This window comes from Weissella muntiaci (assembly GCF_008107635.1).
Classification (GTDB): Bacteria; Bacillota; Bacilli; order Lactobacillales; family Lactobacillaceae; genus Weissella; species Weissella muntiaci.
On record NZ_SDGZ01000020.1, the window covers coordinates 48,630 to 72,232 of the forward strand.

Below are 23,603 nucleotides of genomic sequence, written 5' to 3' on the forward strand. Positions count from 1 at the left end.
CCAGTAGTTCTAATGAACTAAGGCGACATTTCAGATTGTTTGTGAAATTGGATATTTGGTCGTTGAATATTATTTGTAATTCTGCACAAAAAAAGCCAGTTCCGAAGAACTGGCTTTCATCGATCTAAAATTAGATCTTGTTAACGTTTACAGCTTGCAAACCACGGTTACCTTCTTCAACGTCAAAAGAAACCTTTTGTCCGTCTTCCAAAGCCTTGAATCCGTCAGTTTGGATTGCTGAGAAGTGTACGAATACATCGTCACCTGATTCGCGGGCGATAAATCCGAAGCCCTTTTCTGAGTTAAACCACTTTACTGTTCCTTGTTCCATGTCTAATATCTCCTGACACACAAAAATTATAATTCAAAGGTAATGCCAGATATTTTGAAAAAACATAAAACATATCTTAAAACTATATTTGTTATTATACGCCCCTTTTTTATTTTTTACTAGTCCGTATTTTTAAATATAAAATTCTGATAAAAATTCATGACATGAGCACTGTTTTTGCCTTATTATTGCCTGTGGAAATAAATATTTAGGGGTTAGAACATGGCCGTTTTCAACAAAATTATTCGTTGGGCCTTGTTAGTTCTATTCGCTGGGGCTTTCCTATCGATGGCATTAGCAAGTCACACTGATACGACAATTATCAGTTCAACTAGTATCCTAGCGATGATGATCATTCTTTTTTCAATCATCAAGTGGCTTTATAAAAAGATTTCACGACTCAGCGACCGTATCAAAGGATACCTGCTATGGGTCACTTGGCTAGCAATGCTAGTTATTCAGATCGTGGTCGTCTTTACGATTAATGTCGGCGTTTTTGGCGACCCAATTAAAATGCTACAAATGGCAACCCATCTAGCTAATCATCATTATGATTGGTTCGAGTGGATCCGCCAATACCCAAACCTGGTTCCGCTAACTGCGCTATATACAGGCTTCTTTCATCTTAGTACCTGGACCGGCATCCCTTTCCTCGCCTTTTTTTATGGCTTTAATGTGCTAGTCACAAGTGCTATCGTCGCCCTCATCTTCTATTTGATTTGGCGACGCAATCGGACAATGGCCGTGATTGCTGGCTTTTTAAGCCTAATCACACCGTTTTTCTACACCTTTTTACTAAATGTTGGTTATTCTGATGGGCCAGCAATTTTGACCTCGCTTGGCTTGATTCTAATTTATGAGATCGCTGAACAGCGTAAGAACTTCCGCTGGGGGTTGGGAATCTTCACCGTTCTTTTGTTCAGCATTGCCTACCTAATGCGACCAAATATTGTCATTCTTTTGGCAGCGTTCTTGTTAATGATGCTACTTAGCTTTAAGCAACGCAAAACAAACTTCACCTTTCAACTAAATCTAAGAATGTTTGCAAGTAGTATTGTAGGGGTTCTTCTAGCTAGTCAAGTTAGTAAGTTACTCTTCAAAATCTTCCATTATAATAAAAATAATAGCGACGTTTTCCCTACTTTACATTGGCTATATATGGGATTAAATCCAACTTCCGGTGGAAAATATACCGTTGCTGATCGTTTCTATACCTTGCATCATTATGGATTCCAAACAGCTAGTCAAGCCGATTGGGCTGGCATCATGCGCCGTTTGAGCGCCTATAATCCCTTGACACTATCAATTCATTGGCTTGCAAAGTTCTTCACCCTCTGGTCTTCTGGTACCTTCCAGACCAGCACTGATTATCAAGTCCGTTGGCAATTAGCTCCGAAGTTCCTAATTGATCATATGATCACTGTTGATGTATTAAACGAGACTTATACGAAAGCGATCATCGCCTTACTGTTGTTAGCAATTGTTATTTATATCTGGCGCAATCGTCATTTTAAATTAAGTAGCTTAACCTTGATTCTCTTCTTCATTATTGGAATCTCACTGTTCCACGCACTCTTATGGGAAGTTAAAATTCGCTACCAGTTCATGACGATTGGCGCACTTCTTTTCATAGGCTATACCGAGCTTGGCGCTTGGATCGAAGAACCATTAACAATGCCTAAAGCACTCCAAGGCCATAAATTTGCTTTGATTACTTTACCAATTTTGGGAGTCGCCTCAATTCTTACAATGAACCTAATCCCTAATGATAAATTGTTGTCACCTGTTTCAAGCTATCGTTGGGCACAATCGTCGGTCCAGAAATCCGGCGACCATACTACGATTGCACAAGGCCAGCAAATATCGCAAGTTGTTCAACTCGGTTCCTCTTCGTCTAACTTACAGCTGATTACCGAATACTCCCAACCTTTGGATCTGTATATCGACCAATGGCAAGGTGGACAATGGCAACCTATCATCACAACAAAGGTCAAAGCACACACGCTATCGCAAAATATTAAGCATCCTTTTACTAGTGGTAAGTATCGGATTACGCTTCAAAATAACACGCTATATCCGGCTGAGTTAGCTTCAGCACAGAAATTATACACAACACCCGATCGTTTATTAGCAAATGATCCTAAAAACGATAACAGCACCTTAGTCTTTACCTTCTGGCGCAGTTCAAGTCAAAAGACCATTTATTCACCAACGGTGATTAATGGCTTTACTCTGCTATTAATAGCAACCTGGTCGACCTTACTATATTCTGAGCTTAAAAATAAGCGAGAATATTAAAAATCATGAAAACCTAGTCATCTGATTTATCTTCATGTTATAATAATATTGAAAATCTTAAAAGAAAGACTTTCATGTTTGGGGCGTTGATCTATGATCGACGTCTTTTTTTATCAAAAACAGCTTATTTACAAATTAAACGGAAATTGGAAGGAAATAATCTCATGGAAAAGTTTTGTCAAAGTTGTGCTATGCCACTCAACACAAAGAATCTAGGCTCTGAACAAGATGGTTCCGCAAGTATGATGTACTGTGAGTTATGCTATCAAAATGGCGTATTCACTAATCCCGAAATTAGCTTTACAGAAATGCTTGCAGTCGGTAAAGCTGGAATTGATCAATCATCCAGTAATTTCATCACCAAATTTATGCTCAAAGCGCTTTACCCAGCGAGCCTAAAACGCACCACCCGCTTCAAAAATGCCCATTAACAAAAAAATCTTCAGTACATTGTACTGAAGATTTTTGTTTTGCATCTAATTTAAACAATATGGTACTAAAATACGGAAAGCCATAATTACAACCACGGCAATTGCAACAATCCAATAAACGATTTCACTATCTCGAATTGCCAAAAAGGTCGCCAAGATTAAGATTAGTAAGTAAACCCAATCAAACAAATAGTCGTAATTGCCAAACAAATTAATAATCATTACGATTAGAAATAACAGCACTACAAATACATCAATAAGCATTCTCTTCTTCATAATTATTAAACTTTATCATAAAGCAATATTGATATAAATATACAGCTTGCCCAGCGCTGTTCAATGTTTAATTTACAACAAGCCAGCTAGATTTGTATAACCTAAATAAAAAACTGACATCCTTAAACGGACGCCAGTCACGACAAATCGAACCTTTAATAGCTTATTGCACCAATGTCGTCTCAATAAATCGATCAAGATACTCCAACTCACTCAATTGAGCATTACAGCTAAAGCTATCCCGACAAATTAAATTTCCACGTTTCGTGTAATTGCCATCTGCACCACGTGCCTTGACCTTTGACAGAAACATTGAAACCGTCCCAAGTTGATGACAAATTGCACATAGCCCATTTAGTGGCTTTGAATCAAATTCGCCGTATACACCAACTAACTTTCCAGCATGTGGCGCGACAAGGTATTTTCGCTGACTACCGTGATCATCCCAGCCCAGATAACTACTCTCATAACGATCAATCATATCCCAATTTGGTTCTGGTAGTTTTTTGACCTTTTTAAATAATTTAGCCAGTTGAGCTGACGACACCATTGGAAATGGTGTCACATATTCCCGTAACCTGGCAAGCTCCCGTTCTGCTTGAGCCTTCGTCAATGTCGGTGCTTGAATAACTGCCAGAAAATGCTCTGTGTCGTCATTTTCTGGTAATAACTCCCTAACCTTAGCAACAACATCCGCCACTACAACATTTCTAACACTCCGGTCATTGACCGACGTGTAGGTACGATTTAGAATTGCGACTTGTTTTTTTAAAGCGACAAAGTCATGCGCTTCAATTGTTTTTTCCATGATTGTATACTCCTATGTTTCGGGCATACCGCACGGAATTTTCTATACCGAGCGATTTGCTTTTATTTAACAATAAAAACCAATCGGCCAGCAGATAATGATCCAAAGTTTGGCATCGTTATCATCCCCCAACGTTCATTAATATCCACCTAGTATACGCTAAATTTATGTTTTGGCAAAAGTCACGCTTGTTTTACTCGCAATCAAAGATACCAATGAGCAATATTTGGCCAGCTCTGAAAATTATTTGCTATAATGTGCAACTAAAGATATCCAGCAAGTTTTGTCACAATGTACATGACGGAGGTATCCGAGATGAATAAACACCGCGTTGAAACCTTTACTGATGCAATCATCGCAATCATTACGACGATTATGATTTTGGAATTCAAAGTACCTGATACCTTCAAGCTACACGCGATCATTGAAGAGTTGCCCGCTCTATTTGCATACGGTTCGAGTTTCTTCTTTATCCTTGTTGCCTGGTACAATCACCACTATCTCTTTAGCTTAGCTAACCGAATTAGTAAAAGAATCTATTGGATCAACAATCTGTGGATCTTCACCATGTCCTTGCTCCCAGTTGCAACTGCTTGGGTCGGTCGTTATATTAATAAACCCGCACCTGAATTATTTTACTTCTTTATCTTCTTTATTTGGTCAATCACCTTTTTACTGTTAGCAAAAGCAATCGCCAATGAATTAAGTAAGGTCGATCTGAATGCAGCTCAAAAAATTATTGCTATGCCTGCTGTCAGTTTTCTCAACAGTAAATTGCTAACCGTTCTAACCTTCTGTACCCTCGTAATCACCTCATTCTTCCCCTTATTTCTAATCATCATGACCGTCGGCGAGCTGATTTATATGGCAGTCAGAACACCCGCTGATGGCGATCAGCTTGATAGGCAATAAACACTCTTCAAATGCTGAAGGGTGTTTTTTGTTCTACCCCATCGATCATAAGTACCCCCAATGCTTCAATCATGCTAATGAAATATATTTCTTGCCTTAATCTATGTTAAAATTCAAAAAGACATTCCATTCTATTTTCAAACTAGTAAAAAGAGCTAATAAACCATGAACATTCATATCAAAAGATTCTACTACGCATTAACATTAATTCTCTCGATTGCTTCAATCATGATCGCAATTATTGAAATTGCCAATTTCGCTTCAATAACGCAATCCCCAATTAATTATATTGATAAAGGTATTCTAGCTTTCTTCTGGCTTGACTATGCCGTTAGATTTTATCGTTCCCCAAATAAAAAAATCTTCTTTAGACACAATATTTTTGATTTACTGGCAATCCTGCCATTTGATTCACTCTTCTATTTCTTCCGTGTGGCACGTGTATTGCGTGTGCTCCGACTACTAAAACTCATTCGAATTGTTGGTTTTACTGGTAAGATTCAAAAGAACATCAAAAAGTTCGTAAATACCAACGGCTTTATCTATTTATTGATTACAAGTGTGGTCTTGATTTTCCTAGCGGCCGAAATCTACTCCGTTGCAGAGAATGTCGATTACGGTAATTCCCTCTGGTGGGCGATTGCCACAACCACGACAGTCGGATATGGTGACATCTCACCCCACACTGAAATTGGGCGTTTTACAGCTGTTATCCTTATGCTGTTGGGAATTGGCCTGATCGGTAGTTTAACCAGTACCCTGACAACCTACTTTGTCAAAGGCGATCACGCATCCGATGATGCTGACCTGGCGGTTGAAGTTAAGAACCTGCGCAAAGAAGTCAAAGAATTGGCAATGTTGAAGAATGAACTCGCACAATTACGCGAAGAAATCCAAAAGTACAACCAAAATCATTAAAATTAAAAGAACGTCATGTTTTTAAACACATGACGTTCTTTTTTAGTTTTTCATTTTTCGATTGGCTCTGATCGGTTGAACCGCCCATAATGCCACATCAAGTAATAAGCTAAAAAATACAAATGGTGGCCAAATAAATACAATTACTAAGGCCAGCGCGTTAATCATCACTGAGATCACTTCCAACTTCATTTTATGGGTTAATGTTTCTTGCGTTTTAACGACTTCATTTCTCAAAGCTGAGAAAGCAAAATTATAGATAATAACATTAAGTGCATACAACAATGCTGGAATCCGTGCATTTATATCTGATCCAAACCAGGCAGTCGTAGCTGGAAGCAACGTCGCCCAGAATAACAAGAAGATATTTGTAAAGATCATGCGATGATTGATTTCTTTTACTCGCAAAAATAAGTAATGATGATTAACCCACATCACCGAGATGATGATGAATGAAACAACGTACGCCAAAAATTCGGGTAAGACCTCAACAATCGCACTCAGCGAATGATTTCCCTGATCCAAATGAATTTCTAAAACTAAAATTGTTAAAATTATTGCCAATACCGCATCTGTAAATGCTTCAAATCTTTCTTTTCCCATCAATTGCTACTCCCCTAAAATAGACTTATTTCCCAATGAATAAGCCTAGTACAGGTGTCGATGTTTAGCATACTGAATTGTTAGAATTTAAGGTATTCTTTACGTTCTATGTGCATATTAGCCCCACTGCTCTATACTTCATTTTAATTTTATTTTCGAGCGAGATATTGATAGATAACCAATGCCCCCAAGAGCAAAAGGGAAAACCAAATCGTACTCCAATTATTTGGTTAATACCGAACGTGTATAAATACAAAGAGGCCTGCAAGCAACCAGGTCAACATATTGGCTTTGAATTTAATGTTAAGGCTCATGATTTCAGCAAAACTGGTACAACCGCTATAATGAAGATCAACTCGTCATAAATATAGTGACAGACAAATGAAATAACGATATTCTTCGAGCGAGTGAACGAAAAGTTAAACACCAATCGTAGTGAACCAATGATTAATAGAATTTGCGGTATGTTACCGTTATACGCATCATAATGCAACATGCCGAAAATAACCGCCGACACTAACATCCCAATCCATAAGCTAACATTTCTTGAGGTCTTGAAGATATTTCTGATCAAAATTGTTGAACCTATAAACGAAGTTAATCCAATGATTTCTTCGTTAAATAAAGATAGTAAATTACTAATTGAAATATAGCCTAGCGAATGCAAACTAAAATCCTTTACTGCCGCATTACTTTCAACCGGAATGTGCAACACCTTAAATGCGATTGACATCACGCCACTGACCAAGAAGCCTAACAACACGATACCAACAATCAGCTTCCAATTCTTTTTAAGGCTACCAGAAAAAAAGCCCTTTAACTCCTTACCAAATATTAACCCTAGGCTAATTGTCATTAACAGAAAAGGAATTAATACCCATAGGGTAAACTTCACTAAATCACCTAGAAACAAACTCTCAAATGAATTTACAACACCTGCCGAATATTGGTGGCCAGTGTTTACCGTAATTGTCATTATAATCACCGGTATCAAAATCATCAGCAAAGCTTTAATGCTCGAAATCCCCTGTGTATCATCAACAAACGGCATCGGAATCCGTGAATCCTTGCGCTCCATAATCCCCATATACATGTCCCCCTCGAAAAAGTACTCCACGACTTCTTTGAGCGTCAATCAACTCCGCTTTTCCAAGTCGTGTTTTGAAATTCCACTATGCCTCATCCAGCAATAAAACTACTTTAATCATATCAATCGATTAATTGCTTATCTGTTAATATTGCTTGAATAAAAACCGAAAGTTCATTGCCAAACAAAAAATCACCTAATCAGGTGTAGATGCTAATATTGACAACGTTAATGGTTACTTACACATGGACAACTCATCTTCAAGGCAATCAAAGATCATTTACTCGGTTTCTTCAAACTTCCGGTAATAATCAGCCAAATTAAGTAACTTACCACAACTATGATGTTGAATATAAGATATCCAGCTTGGCCAAATTGTCGTTTTATATCTGACAAAAACGGATTATAAAATATCAATCCCATAAACAAAAATGTCACTGACAATTCAACAAGAAATCCCAATGTTTCACTTAGTGGACCTTTTCCAACCAGTGCATCATCTATCCTCGCCCAACCAGAAGTGCGACCAAAACCTCGATATACTAAATTAGGATCACCATACTTTTTTATCAAGTCATCTGATAAACGTTTGATATTACCTGTTAACTCAATTCCGTGGCTTTCCAGTTTTAAAAATCTTAAATTCATTTTGCGAACCGTCAGTGCAAAATCTGTCCCCGCTTGAATTGATCTCAGCGCACTTGAAAGATACTGATTTTCCACAGCACTAATCGTTTTACTATCTGTGCTAATCTCTTTCATTCGATTGAGTGTCTCATTGTTTTTTGTTGACAACATACCTTAATCTCTTCTTATCTATAATCCAATACTTGTCAGGAACTCAAAATCTGCAATTGCGCAATCTGATTTAAAAATTATTATGAATGCGACGTGATACTACCGATCACCAATTCCGGTAATCTGTTCCGCAATTTTAGTTATGTTTAGATCAATTAAATAAACATCAGAATTGAAGATTTGGATCACTAATTTTTTGTCTGGTAGCAATGCTTGTCGCAACGCAAACTTTTCCATCCAGTTGCTTACATATTCATACGCATCATCTTCAAAGAAAGTATTATCGGTTAGTTTCATTGACACATTGGAGAGAACCTGCCTTGTAGTATCCGATAATTCTCCTGTATTTAATAACAATGTTATTACTTCTTGAAAATATACCTTGATCTGAGTCCTCACACTAACCAGATTCCGTTCAAGCGGTAATGCCCCGATTCCTCCAGATAGCACAGATCCATTTTTGATGGTGTATTTAGCTAGATTGAATATCAAGCTATGATCACGATTTTCTGCATCGCCCATTTTAAATTTCTCCATCATTTTTTAACCCATGCCTTATTAAAAACCGCCAATATATGGAAATCCCCTCATACTTTTCCCAAATTCATTTAGCTCACGATAATCAGGCTCACCATAGAGAGAAATAAGCGTATTAAAGAATATCTTTGTCTCGGTTGTTAGCGCTTCTTTTTTATTTAACGCACGTAATGATAACTCTAATGCATTAATGCTACTTGCAAAACCAAAGCCTGAATCAATACCGTCTTTTGCTCTCGTCAGATATTTACGTTCATGTCTTGTTAGGTCATTATTATTTTTCAATAAACCAGTGAGAACCGCATAAATTTTCTTCTCAATATATTCCATCACTCTTGCCTTCTTGAATTACAAATCAGACTAATCATAACCAGAAATAGCCACCCAGCAATCAGCTGTTTTTGATACATATCGTTTTGTAATCTCGGTGAAACCACGTATACAATTATGATCATTGGGATCACTATAGCCAAGAGAAGCCATATAAAGTCTTTATACTGCCAATCGCCATGGCTTCCACCTCCTGGTCCAATAATATGAACGTCATTATTTTGTATCGGCTCACCGTATACGCTCCTTAAACTTTCAAAGAGCGTCTTCACTTCTGAAGTTAGTCCGCCAGCTTGGATTCTACCAAAGTCCAGCGCCTTTAATGCCCGATCTAATCGATCAATAACTACCTCAAATGCTTCTCCAGCATCCAACATCTGCTTAGCTTCCGCCAAATACTTTCGTTCTTCGTTTGACACGTGACTGGTTACTTTAGATAACGTGGCAATTAAGTTATAAAATTTTTCTTGCTGATACATAAACATAACAATCCACCATAAATGATCTTAGCTATAACCCGGTAATGTAAATACACTTTGATTGAACACTTTTCTCATTTTGATTTCACCCTCCGATAAAGACTGTCTATCAGCGATTTTCTGCATCCAAGTCATCATATATTCAATAAGCTCATCGATTGTCATACTTCCATCTTGTAGACCTTGTTGGCTATTGAATAAAACCTGCTGAGTTAACTCAGATAAGTCGTTCCTTTGTTGAAGCACGGTCAGTTGTTCATTTAGATACTGTCGTCTTGACTCTATATTCTCATAATCCTTCTTTAAATCGATCAACAATGCAGCTATTCTTGGCGATAATCCCCTTTCCCTTTTTAAAGACATCCGCGCTTTTCGTATCTGTTCTTTGGCTAGTTTCTGTAGTTTCATGATCAAGGTTTTCATCACACTATCAAATTCAATACCTGACATGATCTTTCTCCGCGCCTCTGCAAGCAGCAATATCTCTTCATTCGTTTCTCGACTTGGTGCACTACTTATTATTGCAATCTTCAAATATAAGTTATCTTGCCTGATGGTCATAGACTAGCATGCCTCCTTCATCGGCTTAATTTATCCCCATTTTTCATTTTCAATCCGATCAAAAATACCACCTTTAAAGGATAAAAATCGACTTTTTCATTAAGCGACGTATCTTTTCTTACAAAACAAAGCGCACTTACAAAATATTATTTAGCATTGATCAACTCTGCTAATTCATCCAAACTTAAGTCCGAAGTATAAATTTGCTGACTAAATATTTTACGTGCTAATTTTTCATCTTTTACTAATCCTTGTGTGTTAGCGATTTTCTGTATCCAATCCATTATGTATTCGATGGCATCATCAACGATCATGCTTCCTTCTCGGAGCTTCTGATCGGCATTTGACAACACCATCCTTGATAATTCAGAAATACCTGCAGTATTTATAAACAATTGTAAAGCTCCAATCAGATACTTTTTACGTCCCTTGGCACCACCGTAATCATGCTTTATATCATCAAAAAGAGCTTTAATTCTAGTTGTCAGACCCCCTGTTTGCACGGTATCTTTGTTTAAATTCTCCAAATCATTTAACAAGCTCATGATTGTATCATCAAAATTATTATTGTTCTCAATCTTAGAAATTGCCTTGTTAAGGTAAATTGCTTCCTGGTTCGTTCCACGCACATCCGTAGAGAACAGAATTAACATTCTGACGAAATAATTCTTTTGCCGTCTGTTCAGCATGTCTATCCTCACTTTCCCTCGTGAATAATACATTTGCGTTATCAAAGTGGCATTCATGTCCAACTATTAATTACGCTCCTATGGACTCGTTAAACTTACTTGAGCTGGTCAAAAGACTATTTTAGGCGGCGCAAAGCAATATTAGTGTAAAAATAGCTTACGCCAATCAACTTTTAACATGGAAAGTTATCCAGTTAATCAATAAAGATAAATTTACCTAATCGGCTTCTTCAGACTCCCAGTAACAAGCAATCATATCAAATAAAAAAGCACCACTACGATATTAAAAATGATATATCCAAATCCACCAAATTGCTCCTTGATTCGTGGTATCAATGGATTAAAGAAACTAAGACTTCTTTACGGCAGCGCTTTACATTATTTGAGCTGATTAAATTAATTTCGGCTTGCTTTCGATTAGCCTTAATATAGCCATCTTTTCTCAAATCTACAGAATATATATTATCGTCTACCCTATGTCTACCCATTCCAACTTCAGATAGATATATAGACGTTTATACATTAGCTTTAAATAAGCTCTGCCGGCATTTTGATGCTAGCCTTTAATCAGTTCGCATTATTCCTTTTATGGCTACACCTATGCGCAAAATTTCTCACAATATCAATACAGAAAAAAAAGCTAATTATTGCTTGGCCCAGTAATCTGAATCGCGATTTTATTAATATCTATTTTTGTCAAATATATATTAGAGTTAAAAATCTGCACTATCAATTTTTCGTCAGGTAACAATTCTTGTTTTTCAGCAATCTTTTTCATCCAATTTGAAATATATTGAATTACCAAATCCCCCGTGATCTCTTCGCTCTCAATTTTCTGCTCTGCATTCGTTAATACTTGAAATGAAAGATTTGAAATCATTCCATTATCCATGATAACTTTAATAATCTCTATCAAATACTGATTCATTTTCACTTCACTTGTAGTATTCAAAATTAGATATTCTATGTTGTTTAACAATTCATCTGCCATTGGAGTCAACCCATTTTCATCTTCACTTAGTTCTTCCAAATCAGCATATAATTTAGTTACAGTCATCGTAAAATCTTCTCCAGATTCAATCTTCTTTCTTACATCAAATATCATTTTTTCTCAATATGTGTAACGCCGCTTCCACGTGATGAGAAAATCAATATTTTATTAAGAATAATATTCTGACTAATCGTTAGCATTATGAATCTCCAATTTATCTACCATTTGGATTTAAATCCTGTTGCTGTCTAAATTAACGCCGTTCTTCTGTAAAGACTTTTTCTTGAGTTTACTGTTCACTATATTCCTTCCCCATAACAGTAGAGGCGCGCTCTTTCACTAAGGAATATACCTCTCTTACCGTTCCCGCAGTACATGCTACCGCAAGTTCCGTTGGTATAATTTGTTCTGGCATCGGTCTTGCCTACCTTATTGATGAAAGTTTAATTTATATCACTATTTTTTTTGCTTCAAACTTCCTGTAAAAAATAGCAATATAATTGCAATTATTCCAACTACGACCATAAATATCTCAACGCCGCTTTGACCAAAAGATTTTTTAACCCATGGGACTACAAAGGAAAGAAATAGGATAAATAAGATCAAAAAAATAAAATTTCCACTCCATCCCTTGAACTGTTCCCAAATCGTTAGATCACTGGCCCTAGGATCATCGCGTCTCCCCCAAGTACCCACTTGACCATATCCTCGAAAAACAAGATTAGGATCTCCATAAAGTTTCAAAAGTTCATCAGATAACATTTTAACTTCTGGACTAAGTTTAATCTCACTATTGTTCTCTATATTTAAAAGCTTTATATTCAGATCCTTTATTATCTTTTCGAATTTATCAAGGTCTTCCAAATCAAGTTGAGCTTTCAGCAAATATTGCTGTTCAATACCAGTCGTCATATTGCTTTTTGTAAGATCGTCGATTTCTTTAATTATTTTGTTTTGCTGTAAAATTTTCATAACATTTCTTTCAAAAGGCATTCCTATTTGTATAAAATTCAATCTATCTTCTAATCTCCTATTCCACCTCCTTGTGAATGTTGCTGAATGTATTCTTGTTGGGTCCGTTTCTTTGAATCTTCTATAGCTTCTTTTTTTTGATCTTCTATCGAATCCGAGTACTCTTTCCCTGTCATTGTTGAACTCTCAACGTGATAGGTGCTCTTTATCTCACTATGCTCAACCATCGCATCAAAAGTTCCTTTTGCGTCATCTGTAAAAGCATTAAATTTACTGTCACGATACTCTGGTATATCAATATCTTTATATGGTCCATTTAAAGTATTTTCTTTATTGGCTGGACCATTGTAATTATTCATAAACTTTCCAAGTAAATCATCTGTGGTCCGAGAAAGAATTTTCCCCGTACGATCATTTCTCACTTCAACGTAAGTCATATTCATACCATCGGCAGTATAACTGATTTTTGTAGTCACAATACTATCATCAGATCTAATCTTATTAATTCGCTTTGCTTCCGCATCCATCGCCAACTGGCTCTTCAAAACCGTCTGTAACTCCTTAGACTTTGGTCAATTGCTAAATTTGTTCTTCAATTTGTCATTTACACTATTAAACGCCAATAATTGTGAACCGCCCAGCTTCTGCGTATCTGCCGCGCTTACGTTTTTCTTGGTTCGAAATGACCCTAGCCATGTTGCATAGTTTTCTAGAAATATTTCGTATAATTAAAGTTCTTCAAACCAATATCTATGCGTAGAGTTTTCCGTAATGCCGACGATTACAGGAAACTAACCATTACCTGGACCAAGAATCCTACTCGTAGTCTTATCAATATCTATATCCTCCAAGTATATATCTGAACTGAAAACGTCCATTATTAACTTCTCGTCAGAAGACATTTCTTGTCGATCAGCTATCTTTTTCATCCAAATTGTTACATATTCAATCGCCTCATTTGCATAAAATTCTCGACTTAATATTTTTTGACTCGTATTTGATAACACTTGGCGAGTGACATCAGAGATATCTCCTCTACTTAACATTGATTGAATAAATTCGTCAAAGAATTTAGCTATTTCTATTCTTGTTTTGCTGACGTCATTTAGTAATGGAATTGCAGAAAACGTACCTGACATAAAAGGGCCGTTTTTCATAGTGTATTTAGCTAGGTTAAAAATCAAGCTATTTTCATATTTATCATTGTTACTCATTTCCCACAGCCCCATTTCCGTATAAATTGCTATTCGGATTGAAATCCGGCTTCAACCCGTTATCTGATGGGTCACTGATCGAACTGCCATTTTGAGGTTTGCTTGCTCCGCCATCGGTTCCCTGTCCAACATTCGTGTATGCCCCAGCCGGTATTTTCCCATTGGTCTTCTCTCCTGATGACATATCCCAGACGCTAAACGCGCCCGCCATACCATCTCCAATATGTGCAATAGCAACTTGCGAGTCGAAATAATATCCAAACTTGTCGTCTCTAAAATGAATCCCTGAATTTTCAGCAACATTATTTCCAAAAGTTTCAAGCGCTTGTTTGTTTAATTCACGCTGTTGTGCTTGTTTCTTCTTATCTGGGGCCTTTTTAAGACCATTTTCAAGTGCAATAATATTTTTAAGATTCCTTGATAAATCACTATTAGAATTCCCTAGGGTGTCTTTTAATCTTTGATCGTTGGCAATAAACACATTTAATTGCGAGTCGTTTAATTTTTGAATATCGGCCTTACTTACTGATTTCTTTGCCTTCAAGGGTTTTACTTTCGATAATTTTTTTGTTCCTAATGCATTAGCGGACACTGATTGCCCCGTTAAATTTAAGCCCCCATCCATAAATTGCCGACCGCTCTTAATAATATCCTTGAACAAATGCTTAGCTGAAATTCCAGAACCGCCCTTGGTAACGTTTCGTTCCCACCAATTGCCAATGCCAGCTGCTTTTTCTTCTAACCAACTAGCAACAGGGTGCTTCTTCCCCCAATCAGCTTGACGCTTTTTCTGCTCTTTAATCGCTTTTTGCCGAGCAGCTTTTTCCGCTAAACTGATTTGCTTATCAACTTTATCAACTGCTTTTGTAAAGGTATTATCTTTAAAAGCATCTTGTAAACGTACATCAGAATACGCCATTCCACCAACTGATTTAGCTCGGTTCAATTGCGACTTAGTCGCACTAGCAAGTTCATCAACACTACTTGCCTTCCCACCTGCTTCAAACTGATAGACCGATTGAATCGTATCCGCCAATACTTTCTTCGATTCCCTTACTGCACTAGTGAAATTAGTCGTTGATGGATTCTTTAACGCAACAATATCATCAACACTGTGATAGATCTGTGCAAATTTCTTACTGATTTGATTATTCTCATCGATCAGCTTTTCTAAATCACGACTTAAATCCTGTAGAATATTCTCATCCAAAATTGCATTTGCATCAGTTTCCTTGACAGAACTTTGGAAATCACTAATTGTCTGTTCATATTCTTGAACTAACAATTTGTCCATATCCTTAATCGCCTTTTGAACAGGTACGTGGACATTGGCCGCATTATTCTTGACTGCCTCCCCAGTTGCTCCCTGAAAGGCATTTGTACTCACAATATTTTGAAATCCATGGCTGGCCTTATCTGCGGCATCAGCTTGTTTTTGTGCCGAGCTTTGCAATCGCCTAAGGTTTTCAAAAACCTCTTTCATATTAATATGAAACCCCATCATACTCCCCTTAACTACTCTTACAAATCCCCAATGGATGCTAAATATTCACTAACAATATCGTCTGGCATAAAGGCTGACGATATTTGCTTATTTGCCAATTGAGAAGCTTTCAGCACCTTCTCCGCCATTTCCTTTTCCAACTCATCTGTATGTCCGAGCGCAATCACCCGATCAATCATTAAATTAGAAATACTAATTGGCTCAACGTTCGGCAATACTCCTAATGGCCAAAGCACAGTTATATAATCAAATAAATAATCAGCAAAATCATTTTGTAGTTCTTGTTTTCTCCCTACAACCATCACCAACAACTCATCTTGATTGGAAAACATCGTTTGCCATTGCTCAGGTAACATACCTTGCTTAATTTTTAAGATCGTCCCTAAAGGATATACGGGAGCATAGACTGCATCAATCAAACCCATGAACTTTAGTAGTTGCTCAAATTTCAATTCTTTTTTGTATGGCCCCACTTGCAAGCTAGCAACATTATCAGTCCAATCGAAAGTCGCCTCAACCAAAGGCCCCATCATGACCTGGCGCGAAATTTCTGTTCCACGATCACGAATCACCTGATATATCTCCCCAAAGACCGCTTGATTAATCCCTAAGCTCATTGCCATCGTTATCAAATCGTCGTCCACTAAAGGCGATATGATTTCATCCGCTTTTAAAACTGTTTCAATAATCTGATTTGGCTCAATCTTTTCTTCCAACATGCTCTACCTCTTAATATGCACTGCATTCTTTGAAATATTGCTGGCAGATTTGCTATCAAAATCAATTACATTTTGACCAACCTGCAGCATTTTACTTGTGTCCGTACTTGCCACTTCTTGTGCTTCCTTAACGACATCGTTAACTTGCTTCTGAATATCATCAAATCGCTTAAAGCGTTGTAAATTATTACTTCCCATACTAGTTCCCGAGATTGTTGGCACTGCTGTCACTTGCGTTTTTGCCGTATTAACCAACTTAGTCCATTCACCATGCAAAAATTTTATTTTAGCCATTTACATTCCCTCAACTATTTAAGCATGGCCATAAGACCGCCGATTGTTGCACTAATCTCTGCCATAGCACCACCAACACTTGATTCTTCAAACTCCAATTTAGAAATCTTTCGATTTAAAGCATCAATTTCATCTTGGTTCTTATCATGTTGACTATTAACCGCCTTGATAATCTGTTCACTGGTTTGTTCAAATTTTTGGCGTCGAGTACCTTTGAAACTTCCTGTCGAAGTTTTCTTAATTTCCCGATTAACCTTTGACTTAAAACTATTTAACTCAGACATCTCACGATCGGCTAATCGTTTAGCATTTTTCAAACGTTCCAACTTCTCAGCAATTTGCTTATGTTGTCCCATTTTACTATCGTATTCCTTACGGAAATTCGCTACCTTGGAATTAATCGCCTTATTAGCTGCATCTTTAACCTTATCCAACTCACTCTGTCCCATAACACTCCCCTAAATTATAAAAACAATTGTGAATATCTTACCATGAATAAATACAATTGAACTAGCTTATAATTACACTTACTTGAAAATTAATAAATATATCTCTAGTAATCCTTATGAATATAAAGACGCCCTAGTGATTTGGGCTCACACTTCAAGGTCTTAACTATCCTTTACTTAAACTCTATTTCCCTAGGATGAAACTCTCTTATAAGGCCAAAATAAAAGCCTGATATATCAAAAAAGACATACCAAGCTTTGATAATAACTATCCATTTGACCTGTTTTTACAAATACACGCGTAGTAAATGTTAGTATAAGGTCATCTAGCTCTTCTATTTCTGGAGTCCCTAACATTTAAGACGTTGCATTTTTCATCCCATACTGCCTAAAAACGATTCTAGTATAGGCCAATAACTTTGTATGCAACCCCTCTTCATGTCACATAGAGCTAAGAACGTTAATGTTCTCGTACTTTTACATAAAATGATTAATAATGATATTTATAATTAAAATTATTCCGACCTTTTTAAATCCAACTCATACTTTGCTCTAGGTAACTCAAATGAAATATAAATCAATAATTCGAAACTTAATCCTTGTACTCTCATCTTGTTTCCTAACGCTTGGAGTACAAACCTCGAGTACGCACGAGGCTGACTCACCAACATACACTAATAAAACAACTGTTACACGTATCACAGCTAAAGACTTAAATGACAACCAACCGCTCTTAATGAGCACGCTTATTTATTATGCAATTACGCATATTTCAGACGGTCGTTGGATTGAGGTTTCCGATATTGACCGTGGCTGGCAGATCCAAAAAGTAGCTGTTGACGGCGGTATACACTATCTCGTCTGGCCAGATAAGCGAATCAAGAATGAAAGCAAGCATATCGAACCCAATTGGTTTGAAATTAATGGCGACACTGTTGTTTATCACAGTTTTATAATTCATTCGCAAGGATATGAAGTCACTAATACCATATCCCTAAAAGAAATCGTTAACACAGTTAATACTAAACACGGCATAATTAAAATTAATTCAATGCTTGAGAACCTAGTTATTGTCTAACAAACATTGTATATGCTTATTTCTGTTTGATCTTCCCCTTAGGAAATAAGGCGCAATTGAAGTCGCGGCACCTACATGTAAAACCCCAATAAGTCGACATATACCAACGCTACTCTAGAAAATGAATATTAGTAAAAGTATTTTGCGATTAGACAGAATACTTATATATCAACATCCCTCTATTATCCCCAAAATTAACTTTACCACAAGCTGAAGAACTGCATGCGCTTTCCTGTCAACATAGAGCGAAAGCATCCGCTATTACAATTAGATATTCGTATACTCTAGTTCATAATAATGTTCACTACCATTAGCATCGGTCATAGGATAGATTAATGTAATTACATCTTCATCATTGTACCTTAAATAATATATGTCTTGATTACTAGGGTTGTAGATTTCTGTATTAACCTGTACGTTTTCTGTTTCCCCAGTTATCTTTGTATTAACTGTTAATGTTTTAGTTTCAACATTTCTAATCTGCAATCCAGAATATTTTACAGATGAATTTGGTGGCGTTAAGTAGTCCACTAGTGATAGATCATTGTCCGTCGAATCTTTACTTATCATAATAATTCTATCGCCATAATGAAATTTATCCGACCATGTGCCTGTATATGTTACAGCGTAAGGAAAATCATTAGCTTCCACATTTATTGAACTACTTGTGGAGCTACTCCTTGACTCGCTCGACCTCACGCTAGATCCTGCCACATTCGATACTGTTTTTTCATTTCCTTTACTTGAGACACCCTCCAGCTTATCCTTTCCAGTCAAAAAGAGTATTCCAAATACGATAACTAAAACAACAAATCCCGCCAACATTGATACAAAAAAATCATGTCTTCTGATTGCTTTAATTCTCAAGTAGTCATCTCTCCAGTTCGGATCATCCTGTCTATCTCTATAAAATTCAAACGTATGACTTGTTCGAGTCTTGCTACTCAAATACTTCTTTGCCATTTCTAACCCCTTAAAAATATACTATTCGAATATACAATACAGGAGTTATGCTATTTTCATTATTCAATAGCTTATATTTCAAAGAAATCTTAAAATTCTTTTTTGGTGCACTATCACTCAAAACAACGTCATTGTACCGTTTAGCCTATTCGACCGCATTCCCCATATCATCGTATGCAAGTGCATTCACTGAAATATGATACTTATAACAATAAAAATCCCGTTATATCAACATAATCGCTGATACAACGGGATTTTTTACTACTAATATTATTGGGCATACTGGATTCGAACCAGTGCTCAAGGATTCAGAGACCTTTGCCTTACCTCTTGGCCAATGCCCAAAAACAACAATACTTATTATAACAATAACCCTTTAAACGGGCAAGGTTTTCGCCAAACAAAAAACTCTGAAGAAGAAGAAACCATTCATCAGAGTTTTCCAAGCAACTTGCTCTACTACATCATCAACTGACGCGCCCTGATCCGTGCACGCGACTTTGAGACAATTTTCTGTTCAATCAATCGTAACATCCGCAAACCACGCTTGGCGCTCTCTTCACCAAACGACTCAACCCAACCTTCAAAGCGCCGTTGAACTCGCTCTGTAACGACCTGCTCAACCTCGCGCCCCTCTGGGGTGAGGTATAACAACATCCGACGTCGATCATGTCGATCTGGCACCTGATAAATATACTGCTTTCTAAGTAGCATCTTAATCTGTCGTGAAATTGCAGCTCGTGTAACGTTGCGACTCTCAACAATCTCAGTTAGCGTTAACCCAGAATGATGATGCGCAACATTATGCATGATTAAGTACTGTTCAAAAGATAGACCAAACTCCATTGCGGGCTCCGATACCACGTCGTCCAAATATTTGATCGTTGTCAAATAGGCGTCAATATACTCATTCAATAATTTCATAAGCTATCCCCATAAAAGGAGTCCCCAAACTACTCATCCATTTTATCCTATAAACAAGATTTTTGCATTAAAAAACGAACAATTATGCATAATTGTTCGTTCCTTTATCTTGATATTATATATATTTTAGCGAACAACCATCACCGTAATTGGCGCATTATTCGCAACATACTTTGATTGCGAACCAAAGTAATGATGTTCTTCATCTTCCTTTGAATGTGCACCGATAACGACTAGGTCAGGTTGAATCTCTGGAATTACGTCCTTGACGATCACATCTCCCGGTTCGCCCTCTGCCAGCATGGTTGAGACGTTTGTTACCCCTGCAGCTTCAGCAGTTTGACGATACCGACCAAGTGCCCGTTCCACGTCATCCCGTGCCGCTTGATTCTTATCTTTTGAAAAGTAATCAAAAACGCTTAAATCATTCGACTCGAAAACTGATAAAATAGTCAGCTTCGAATCATCTTCACGAGCTTGATGAATGGCATTAATTAAAGTCATTTGACCCAATTCAGAATCATCTACGGCGGCTAAGACGTGTTTAAATGTTTTTGGTTCCATCTTTTCGGCTCCTTTTTTAAACAATTAGAAAATCATTGCAACTGTTTGAACAATTAGTTGGAAATTTAGAACTGTTAATGCGGTAGCAACAACATAAGCAATCGCGGTCATCCATGTTGCATTCTTATACTCACCCATGAACTTCGAACGCGAAGTGAAATAAATCAACGGGAACATCGAGAATGGTAATGCAACTGACAAGAATACCTGTGAATAAACCAAAAGGTTATCCAAGGCCCCCTCAGTTGCGCCAAAGATCAATGCGAAGATGATGATTGGCACAAGTGCCAAACCACGGGTTACAACACGTTGAACCCACATTGGTAATTGAAGATGTGCGAAACCTTCCATAATAATCTGCCCGGTTAGCGTCCCAGTGATCGTTGAATTTTGCCCTGATGCCAATAAGGCAACCGCAAACAACATTGAAAGGAAGGGACTAGCAATCGCTCCGACAATCTGATTATTATTTAATGCTCGATACAAGTCGCCGAAGGCCTGCATATCACTGTGACCAAAGAACAACGCTGCTCCAACAATCAAGAGCAATGCGTTCACCACAAAGGCCCCTGTTAATTGGATGTTTGAGTCCCAGGCAGTGAACTTTAGAGCTTCCCGAATCCGACTAGGCTTGCTTCGATCAATCTTACGTGTCTGTGAGATCGATGAATGTAGATATAGATTGTGCGGCATAACAGTCGCTCCGACAATTCCCAAAGCTAATGTTAATTGTCCTGACTTGAGTATATCACTATGTGGTAACAAGTTAACTGTTGCTTGCCCCATATCTGGCTTAGCCAAAACCGCCATATACAAGAAGATCACTAGGATCACTAATATCAGTGTCGCAACAATTGCCTCGATTTTACGGAAACCAAGTTTCATCAATAGCAATAACAACAAAACGTCCGCAGAAGTAATCAATACACCCCAAATCAATGGGAAACCAAACAACAGATTGATAGCAATTGCCGCACCGATAACTTCTGCCATATCGGTCGCCATGATTGCAAGCTCTGTTACAAACCATAAAATCCAACCCGTCGTCCGATTCGTTGAGTCACGAATCATCTGTGCCAGGTCCTTCTGCGCCACAATGCCTAGTTTAGCTGCCATAAATTGGAGCATCATCGCAATTAAACTAGATATTAAGACTACAGACATCAACAAATAGTGATACTTTGCTCCACCTACAATTGACGTGATCCAGTTACCTGGATCCATGTAACCAACAGCTACTAACGCTCCTGGTCCACTCCACGCCATCAACTTCCGGAGAAATCCCCCGCTTTGTGGTACTTCCACAGTGCCGTTGATTTCCGCCAAACTTGGACCGGCATTTGCTTCCAATGCTGGATCCTTTACTGAAATATCGCTCATCAGTAAAATTCCTCCTTGTTTTTTGGTACCACTTATTATGTTCCTAATATTGAAATTTGTAAACACCTTTAAATGCCTTTAGCAAGGCATTTACTAGCATTCACAAATGTAAGCGCATCCCTTCCTTTCAACGCTATTTTATAAAAAAATCACAGACTATCACACGCTAAACATTGACATTCTCCATAATTTCATGTAAATTAGGATAGTTGAAAAAAATAAATGACTATCAAATAACACTGCCTATTCCAATCCGGCACGGCGGTGTAAGGGAGGATAACATTATGGCAGTTCCTGCACGTAAAACTTCAAAGAATGCTAAGCGCTCACGTCGCGGTGGTCAAGGTGGAATTAACACACCTACTATCCATCAAAACGAGAACGGTGTTTATGTACGTAACCACCACGTAGCCGCTGATGGCACTTATAAGGGTAAGCAAGTTATTGCTCCTAAGTAATTAAAAAGAAAGACCTGAATCAAACTTCTGTTTGGTTCAGGTCTTTCTTTTTGCACGGATATTCATCTTAAAGCTCCTTCAAGATAAGATCATTGATCAACCGTTGCGCTGTAATGTTAGGAAGCTTCTTACGAAGATCTTTCCAATCTTTGAAGCCCATTTCTTTGGCTTGTACATCTAGTAATGACATCAAAATTACCTCCTTATTCTTTTTTGTATTCGCTTTCACAAAACCCCTATTAATATTATAATCATTCACGAAAATAAAGAAAGGGTTTTCATTAAAAGATTTTAGTTGTTTTTATATAATCCACTATGCTCTACCATAGTGGTTAACAGATTAATCTATATTGAATCGCCAAATTCAATCTACACTTTTTCAATAAATAAACGTAAAACGACCCGCTGATTTTCAGGGCTTGTTTTACGAGCGTCGCTCAAGTATATTTCACGATGATGATATTGACGCATAACGGGCCGATAACCTTGCGCTAGAGCAAATGTTTCCATCTCAGTGAAAGTAGCCTGCTCAGTATCAAAACTTCCACGATGTGGTGCTTGAACTACTAGACCATCCGTCTGCTCAATCAGCTCGATCGCATCCAACGCCAGTTCACGATCAACTTGCGTCTTAGCCCATGCCAATACCGTATCATCCACAAATTCTGGTTGTCGCAACATAATTTGCCAGACTAACTGTGCCTTATCCAGATCTCCGTCTGGTCTCGTGGTACTAGTCCAAAGACCCTCAAGGGGTGGCATTACATACGGGTAGAAATTTGGAATTTCGTACCCTTTTCGCCAAGCCATTGCGATTTTATAAGCAACGGCGTACAGCGTTGTAATAGCTTGCTTAAATGCTGCGCTCGTATTTGGATCACCAACTCCTCTAATTGCTAGGAATTGCATCGAAGGTATCTCAACAATCGATACCTTCTTCGGATTATAAAATACTTGCTCGCGCTTCTTGAAATCAATCTTATCCATAAAATTAATTCAAACCTCTTATAACGATACTTATTTAGTTTAACACAA

31 protein-coding genes and 1 tRNA gene are annotated in these 23,603 nt (G+C 37.6%); 6 read left to right on the top strand and 26 right to left on the bottom strand.

Annotated elements, in window-relative coordinates:
• Nucleotides 1-130: 130 nt before the first annotated feature.
• Nucleotides 131-331, bottom strand: a complete 201-nt coding sequence (locus ESZ50_RS08685) for a cold-shock protein (RefSeq protein ID WP_027699367.1) — start codon at nucleotides 329-331, stop codon at nucleotides 131-133.
• Between the two features lie 222 nt (nucleotides 332-553).
• Between ESZ50_RS08685 and ESZ50_RS08690 the strand changes: the two genes are divergently transcribed.
• Entirely contained in the window at nucleotides 554-2,629 is a 2,076-nt protein-coding gene (locus ESZ50_RS08690; protein WP_148623173.1) for a glycosyltransferase family protein, read from the top strand.
• A gap of 74 nt (nucleotides 2,630-2,703) precedes the next feature.
• On the top strand, nucleotides 2,704-3,060 hold the full coding sequence (locus ESZ50_RS08695; protein WP_342781908.1) for a zinc ribbon domain-containing protein: 357 nt from the start codon (nucleotides 2,704-2,706) through the stop codon (nucleotides 3,058-3,060).
• 45 nt (nucleotides 3,061-3,105) lie between these two features.
• Here ESZ50_RS08695 and ESZ50_RS08700 read toward each other — a convergent pair whose 3' ends face one another.
• Nucleotides 3,106-3,336, bottom strand: coding sequence for a hypothetical protein (locus tag ESZ50_RS08700; RefSeq protein ID WP_148623174.1), 231 nt, complete (start codon nucleotides 3,334-3,336; stop codon nucleotides 3,106-3,108).
• A 163-nt stretch (nucleotides 3,337-3,499) separates the two neighbouring features.
• Nucleotides 3,500-4,144 (bottom strand): FusB/FusC family EF-G-binding protein, encoded by a 645-nt coding sequence (locus tag ESZ50_RS08705; RefSeq protein ID WP_148623175.1) that lies wholly within the window; start codon nucleotides 4,142-4,144, stop codon nucleotides 3,500-3,502.
• Nucleotides 4,145-4,459: 315 nt separating this feature from the next.
• Between ESZ50_RS08705 and ESZ50_RS08710 the strand changes: the two genes are divergently transcribed.
• Together ESZ50_RS08710 and ESZ50_RS08715 are read left to right on the top strand one after the other, a co-directional pair.
• The gene (locus tag ESZ50_RS08710) at nucleotides 4,460-5,056 is read left to right on the top strand and encodes a TMEM175 family protein (protein ID WP_148623176.1); all 597 of its coding nucleotides are present in this window, start codon (nucleotides 4,460-4,462) and stop codon (nucleotides 5,054-5,056) included.
• A gap of 165 nt (nucleotides 5,057-5,221) precedes the next feature.
• Nucleotides 5,222-5,974 (top strand): potassium channel family protein, encoded by a 753-nt coding sequence (locus ESZ50_RS08715; protein ID WP_148623177.1) that lies wholly within the window; start codon nucleotides 5,222-5,224, stop codon nucleotides 5,972-5,974.
• Nucleotides 5,975-6,016: 42 nt separating this feature from the next.
• Here the strand turns inward: ESZ50_RS08715 and ESZ50_RS08720 are convergent, their stop codons facing one another.
• The 16 genes from ESZ50_RS08720 to ESZ50_RS08795 all read right to left on the bottom strand — a co-directional run bounded on the left by ESZ50_RS08720 (nucleotide 6,017) and on the right by ESZ50_RS08795 (nucleotide 17,201).
• Entirely contained in the window at nucleotides 6,017-6,577 is a 561-nt protein-coding gene (locus tag ESZ50_RS08720) for a TMEM175 family protein (protein ID WP_148623178.1), read from the bottom strand.
• A gap of 310 nt (nucleotides 6,578-6,887) precedes the next feature.
• Nucleotides 6,888-7,664, bottom strand: a complete 777-nt coding sequence (locus tag ESZ50_RS08725) for a CPBP family glutamic-type intramembrane protease (RefSeq protein WP_187387599.1) — start codon at nucleotides 7,662-7,664, stop codon at nucleotides 6,888-6,890.
• 276 nt (nucleotides 7,665-7,940) lie between these two features.
• A complete protein-coding gene (locus ESZ50_RS08730) occupies nucleotides 7,941-8,462 on the bottom strand; it encodes a hypothetical protein (RefSeq protein ID WP_148623180.1) in 522 nt (173 codons plus the stop codon).
• 99 nt (nucleotides 8,463-8,561) lie between these two features.
• Nucleotides 8,562-9,002: a hypothetical protein gene (locus ESZ50_RS08735; RefSeq protein ID WP_187387600.1), complete on the bottom strand. Its 441-nt coding sequence runs from the start codon at nucleotides 9,000-9,002 to the stop codon at nucleotides 8,562-8,564.
• 18 nt (nucleotides 9,003-9,020) lie between these two features.
• Nucleotides 9,021-9,329 carry a hypothetical protein gene (locus tag ESZ50_RS08740; protein ID WP_148623182.1) on the bottom strand — a complete coding sequence of 103 codons (309 nt, stop codon included), beginning with the start codon at nucleotides 9,327-9,329 and terminating at the stop codon, nucleotides 9,021-9,023.
• Nucleotides 9,329-9,814, bottom strand: a complete 486-nt coding sequence (locus tag ESZ50_RS08745) for a hypothetical protein (protein WP_148623183.1) — start codon at nucleotides 9,812-9,814, stop codon at nucleotides 9,329-9,331. Before ESZ50_RS08745 ends, ESZ50_RS08740 begins: the two co-directional genes overlap by 1 nt.
• Nucleotides 9,815-9,835: 21 nt before the next feature.
• On the bottom strand, nucleotides 9,836-10,369 hold the full coding sequence (locus tag ESZ50_RS08750; protein WP_148623184.1) for a hypothetical protein: 534 nt from the start codon (nucleotides 10,367-10,369) through the stop codon (nucleotides 9,836-9,838).
• A 146-nt stretch (nucleotides 10,370-10,515) separates the two neighbouring features.
• Complete coding sequence (locus ESZ50_RS08755) at nucleotides 10,516-11,058, bottom strand: hypothetical protein (RefSeq protein WP_148623185.1); 543 nt, start codon at nucleotides 11,056-11,058, stop codon at nucleotides 10,516-10,518.
• A gap of 640 nt (nucleotides 11,059-11,698) precedes the next feature.
• Complete coding sequence (locus ESZ50_RS08760) at nucleotides 11,699-12,163, bottom strand: hypothetical protein (RefSeq protein ID WP_148623186.1); 465 nt, start codon at nucleotides 12,161-12,163, stop codon at nucleotides 11,699-11,701.
• 342 nt (nucleotides 12,164-12,505) lie between these two features.
• Complete coding sequence (locus tag ESZ50_RS08765; RefSeq protein ID WP_222860805.1) at nucleotides 12,506-13,063, bottom strand: hypothetical protein; 558 nt, start codon at nucleotides 13,061-13,063, stop codon at nucleotides 12,506-12,508.
• A gap of 8 nt (nucleotides 13,064-13,071) precedes the next feature.
• The gene (locus ESZ50_RS08770) at nucleotides 13,072-13,548 is read right to left on the bottom strand and encodes a hypothetical protein (protein ID WP_148623188.1); all 477 of its coding nucleotides are present in this window, start codon (nucleotides 13,546-13,548) and stop codon (nucleotides 13,072-13,074) included.
• Between the two features lie 264 nt (nucleotides 13,549-13,812).
• Nucleotides 13,813-14,235 carry a hypothetical protein gene (locus ESZ50_RS08775; RefSeq protein ID WP_148623189.1) on the bottom strand — a complete coding sequence of 141 codons (423 nt, stop codon included), beginning with the start codon at nucleotides 14,233-14,235 and terminating at the stop codon, nucleotides 13,813-13,815.
• Nucleotides 14,228-15,718 carry a T7SS effector LXG polymorphic toxin gene (locus ESZ50_RS08780; protein WP_187387602.1) on the bottom strand — a complete coding sequence of 497 codons (1,491 nt, stop codon included), beginning with the start codon at nucleotides 15,716-15,718 and terminating at the stop codon, nucleotides 14,228-14,230. Before ESZ50_RS08780 ends, ESZ50_RS08775 begins: the two co-directional genes overlap by 8 nt.
• A gap of 38 nt (nucleotides 15,719-15,756) precedes the next feature.
• Complete coding sequence (locus ESZ50_RS08785) at nucleotides 15,757-16,458, bottom strand: DUF4176 domain-containing protein (RefSeq protein WP_148623191.1); 702 nt, start codon at nucleotides 16,456-16,458, stop codon at nucleotides 15,757-15,759.
• A gap of 3 nt (nucleotides 16,459-16,461) precedes the next feature.
• Nucleotides 16,462-16,752: a hypothetical protein gene (locus ESZ50_RS08790; RefSeq protein WP_148623192.1), complete on the bottom strand. Its 291-nt coding sequence runs from the start codon at nucleotides 16,750-16,752 to the stop codon at nucleotides 16,462-16,464.
• Between the two features lie 14 nt (nucleotides 16,753-16,766).
• Entirely contained in the window at nucleotides 16,767-17,201 is a 435-nt protein-coding gene (locus ESZ50_RS08795; protein ID WP_148623193.1) for a DUF5082 family protein, read from the bottom strand.
• A gap of 565 nt (nucleotides 17,202-17,766) precedes the next feature.
• Here ESZ50_RS08795 and ESZ50_RS08800 point away from each other — a divergent pair.
• A complete protein-coding gene (locus tag ESZ50_RS08800) occupies nucleotides 17,767-18,279 on the top strand; it encodes a hypothetical protein (protein WP_222860806.1) in 513 nt (170 codons plus the stop codon).
• A 267-nt stretch (nucleotides 18,280-18,546) separates the two neighbouring features.
• Here the strand turns inward: ESZ50_RS08800 and ESZ50_RS08805 are convergent, their stop codons facing one another.
• From ESZ50_RS08805 to ESZ50_RS08825, 5 genes are all read right to left on the bottom strand, one after another.
• The gene (locus ESZ50_RS08805; RefSeq protein ID WP_148623195.1) at nucleotides 18,547-19,242 is read right to left on the bottom strand and encodes a hypothetical protein; all 696 of its coding nucleotides are present in this window, start codon (nucleotides 19,240-19,242) and stop codon (nucleotides 18,547-18,549) included.
• 273 nt (nucleotides 19,243-19,515) lie between these two features.
• A tRNA-Gln gene (locus ESZ50_RS08810) sits at nucleotides 19,516-19,586 on the bottom strand.
• Nucleotides 19,587-19,701: 115 nt separating this feature from the next.
• Nucleotides 19,702-20,166, bottom strand: coding sequence for a MarR family winged helix-turn-helix transcriptional regulator (locus tag ESZ50_RS08815; RefSeq protein WP_148623196.1), 465 nt, complete (start codon nucleotides 20,164-20,166; stop codon nucleotides 19,702-19,704).
• A 126-nt stretch (nucleotides 20,167-20,292) separates the two neighbouring features.
• A complete protein-coding gene (locus ESZ50_RS08820; RefSeq protein WP_148623197.1) occupies nucleotides 20,293-20,730 on the bottom strand; it encodes a universal stress protein in 438 nt (145 codons plus the stop codon).
• A gap of 24 nt (nucleotides 20,731-20,754) precedes the next feature.
• Nucleotides 20,755-22,110, bottom strand: a complete 1,356-nt coding sequence (locus tag ESZ50_RS08825) for an Nramp family divalent metal transporter (RefSeq protein ID WP_148623198.1) — start codon at nucleotides 22,108-22,110, stop codon at nucleotides 20,755-20,757.
• Nucleotides 22,111-22,394: 284 nt separating this feature from the next.
• On the opposite strand from ESZ50_RS08825, the gene rpmF reads away from it, so the two are divergent.
• Entirely contained in the window at nucleotides 22,395-22,568 is a 174-nt protein-coding gene (rpmF, locus tag ESZ50_RS08830; RefSeq protein WP_148623199.1) for a 50S ribosomal protein L32, read from the top strand.
• A gap of 67 nt (nucleotides 22,569-22,635) precedes the next feature.
• On the opposite strand, the gene ESZ50_RS11930 is transcribed toward rpmF, so the two are convergent.
• The gene (locus tag ESZ50_RS11930; RefSeq protein WP_281282890.1) at nucleotides 22,636-22,758 is read right to left on the bottom strand and encodes a hypothetical protein; all 123 of its coding nucleotides are present in this window, start codon (nucleotides 22,756-22,758) and stop codon (nucleotides 22,636-22,638) included.
• 179 nt (nucleotides 22,759-22,937) lie between these two features.
• Nucleotides 22,938-23,555, bottom strand: a complete 618-nt coding sequence (locus tag ESZ50_RS08835; protein ID WP_148623200.1) for a GyrI-like domain-containing protein — start codon at nucleotides 23,553-23,555, stop codon at nucleotides 22,938-22,940.
• Between the last annotated feature and the right edge of the window lie 48 nt (nucleotides 23,556-23,603).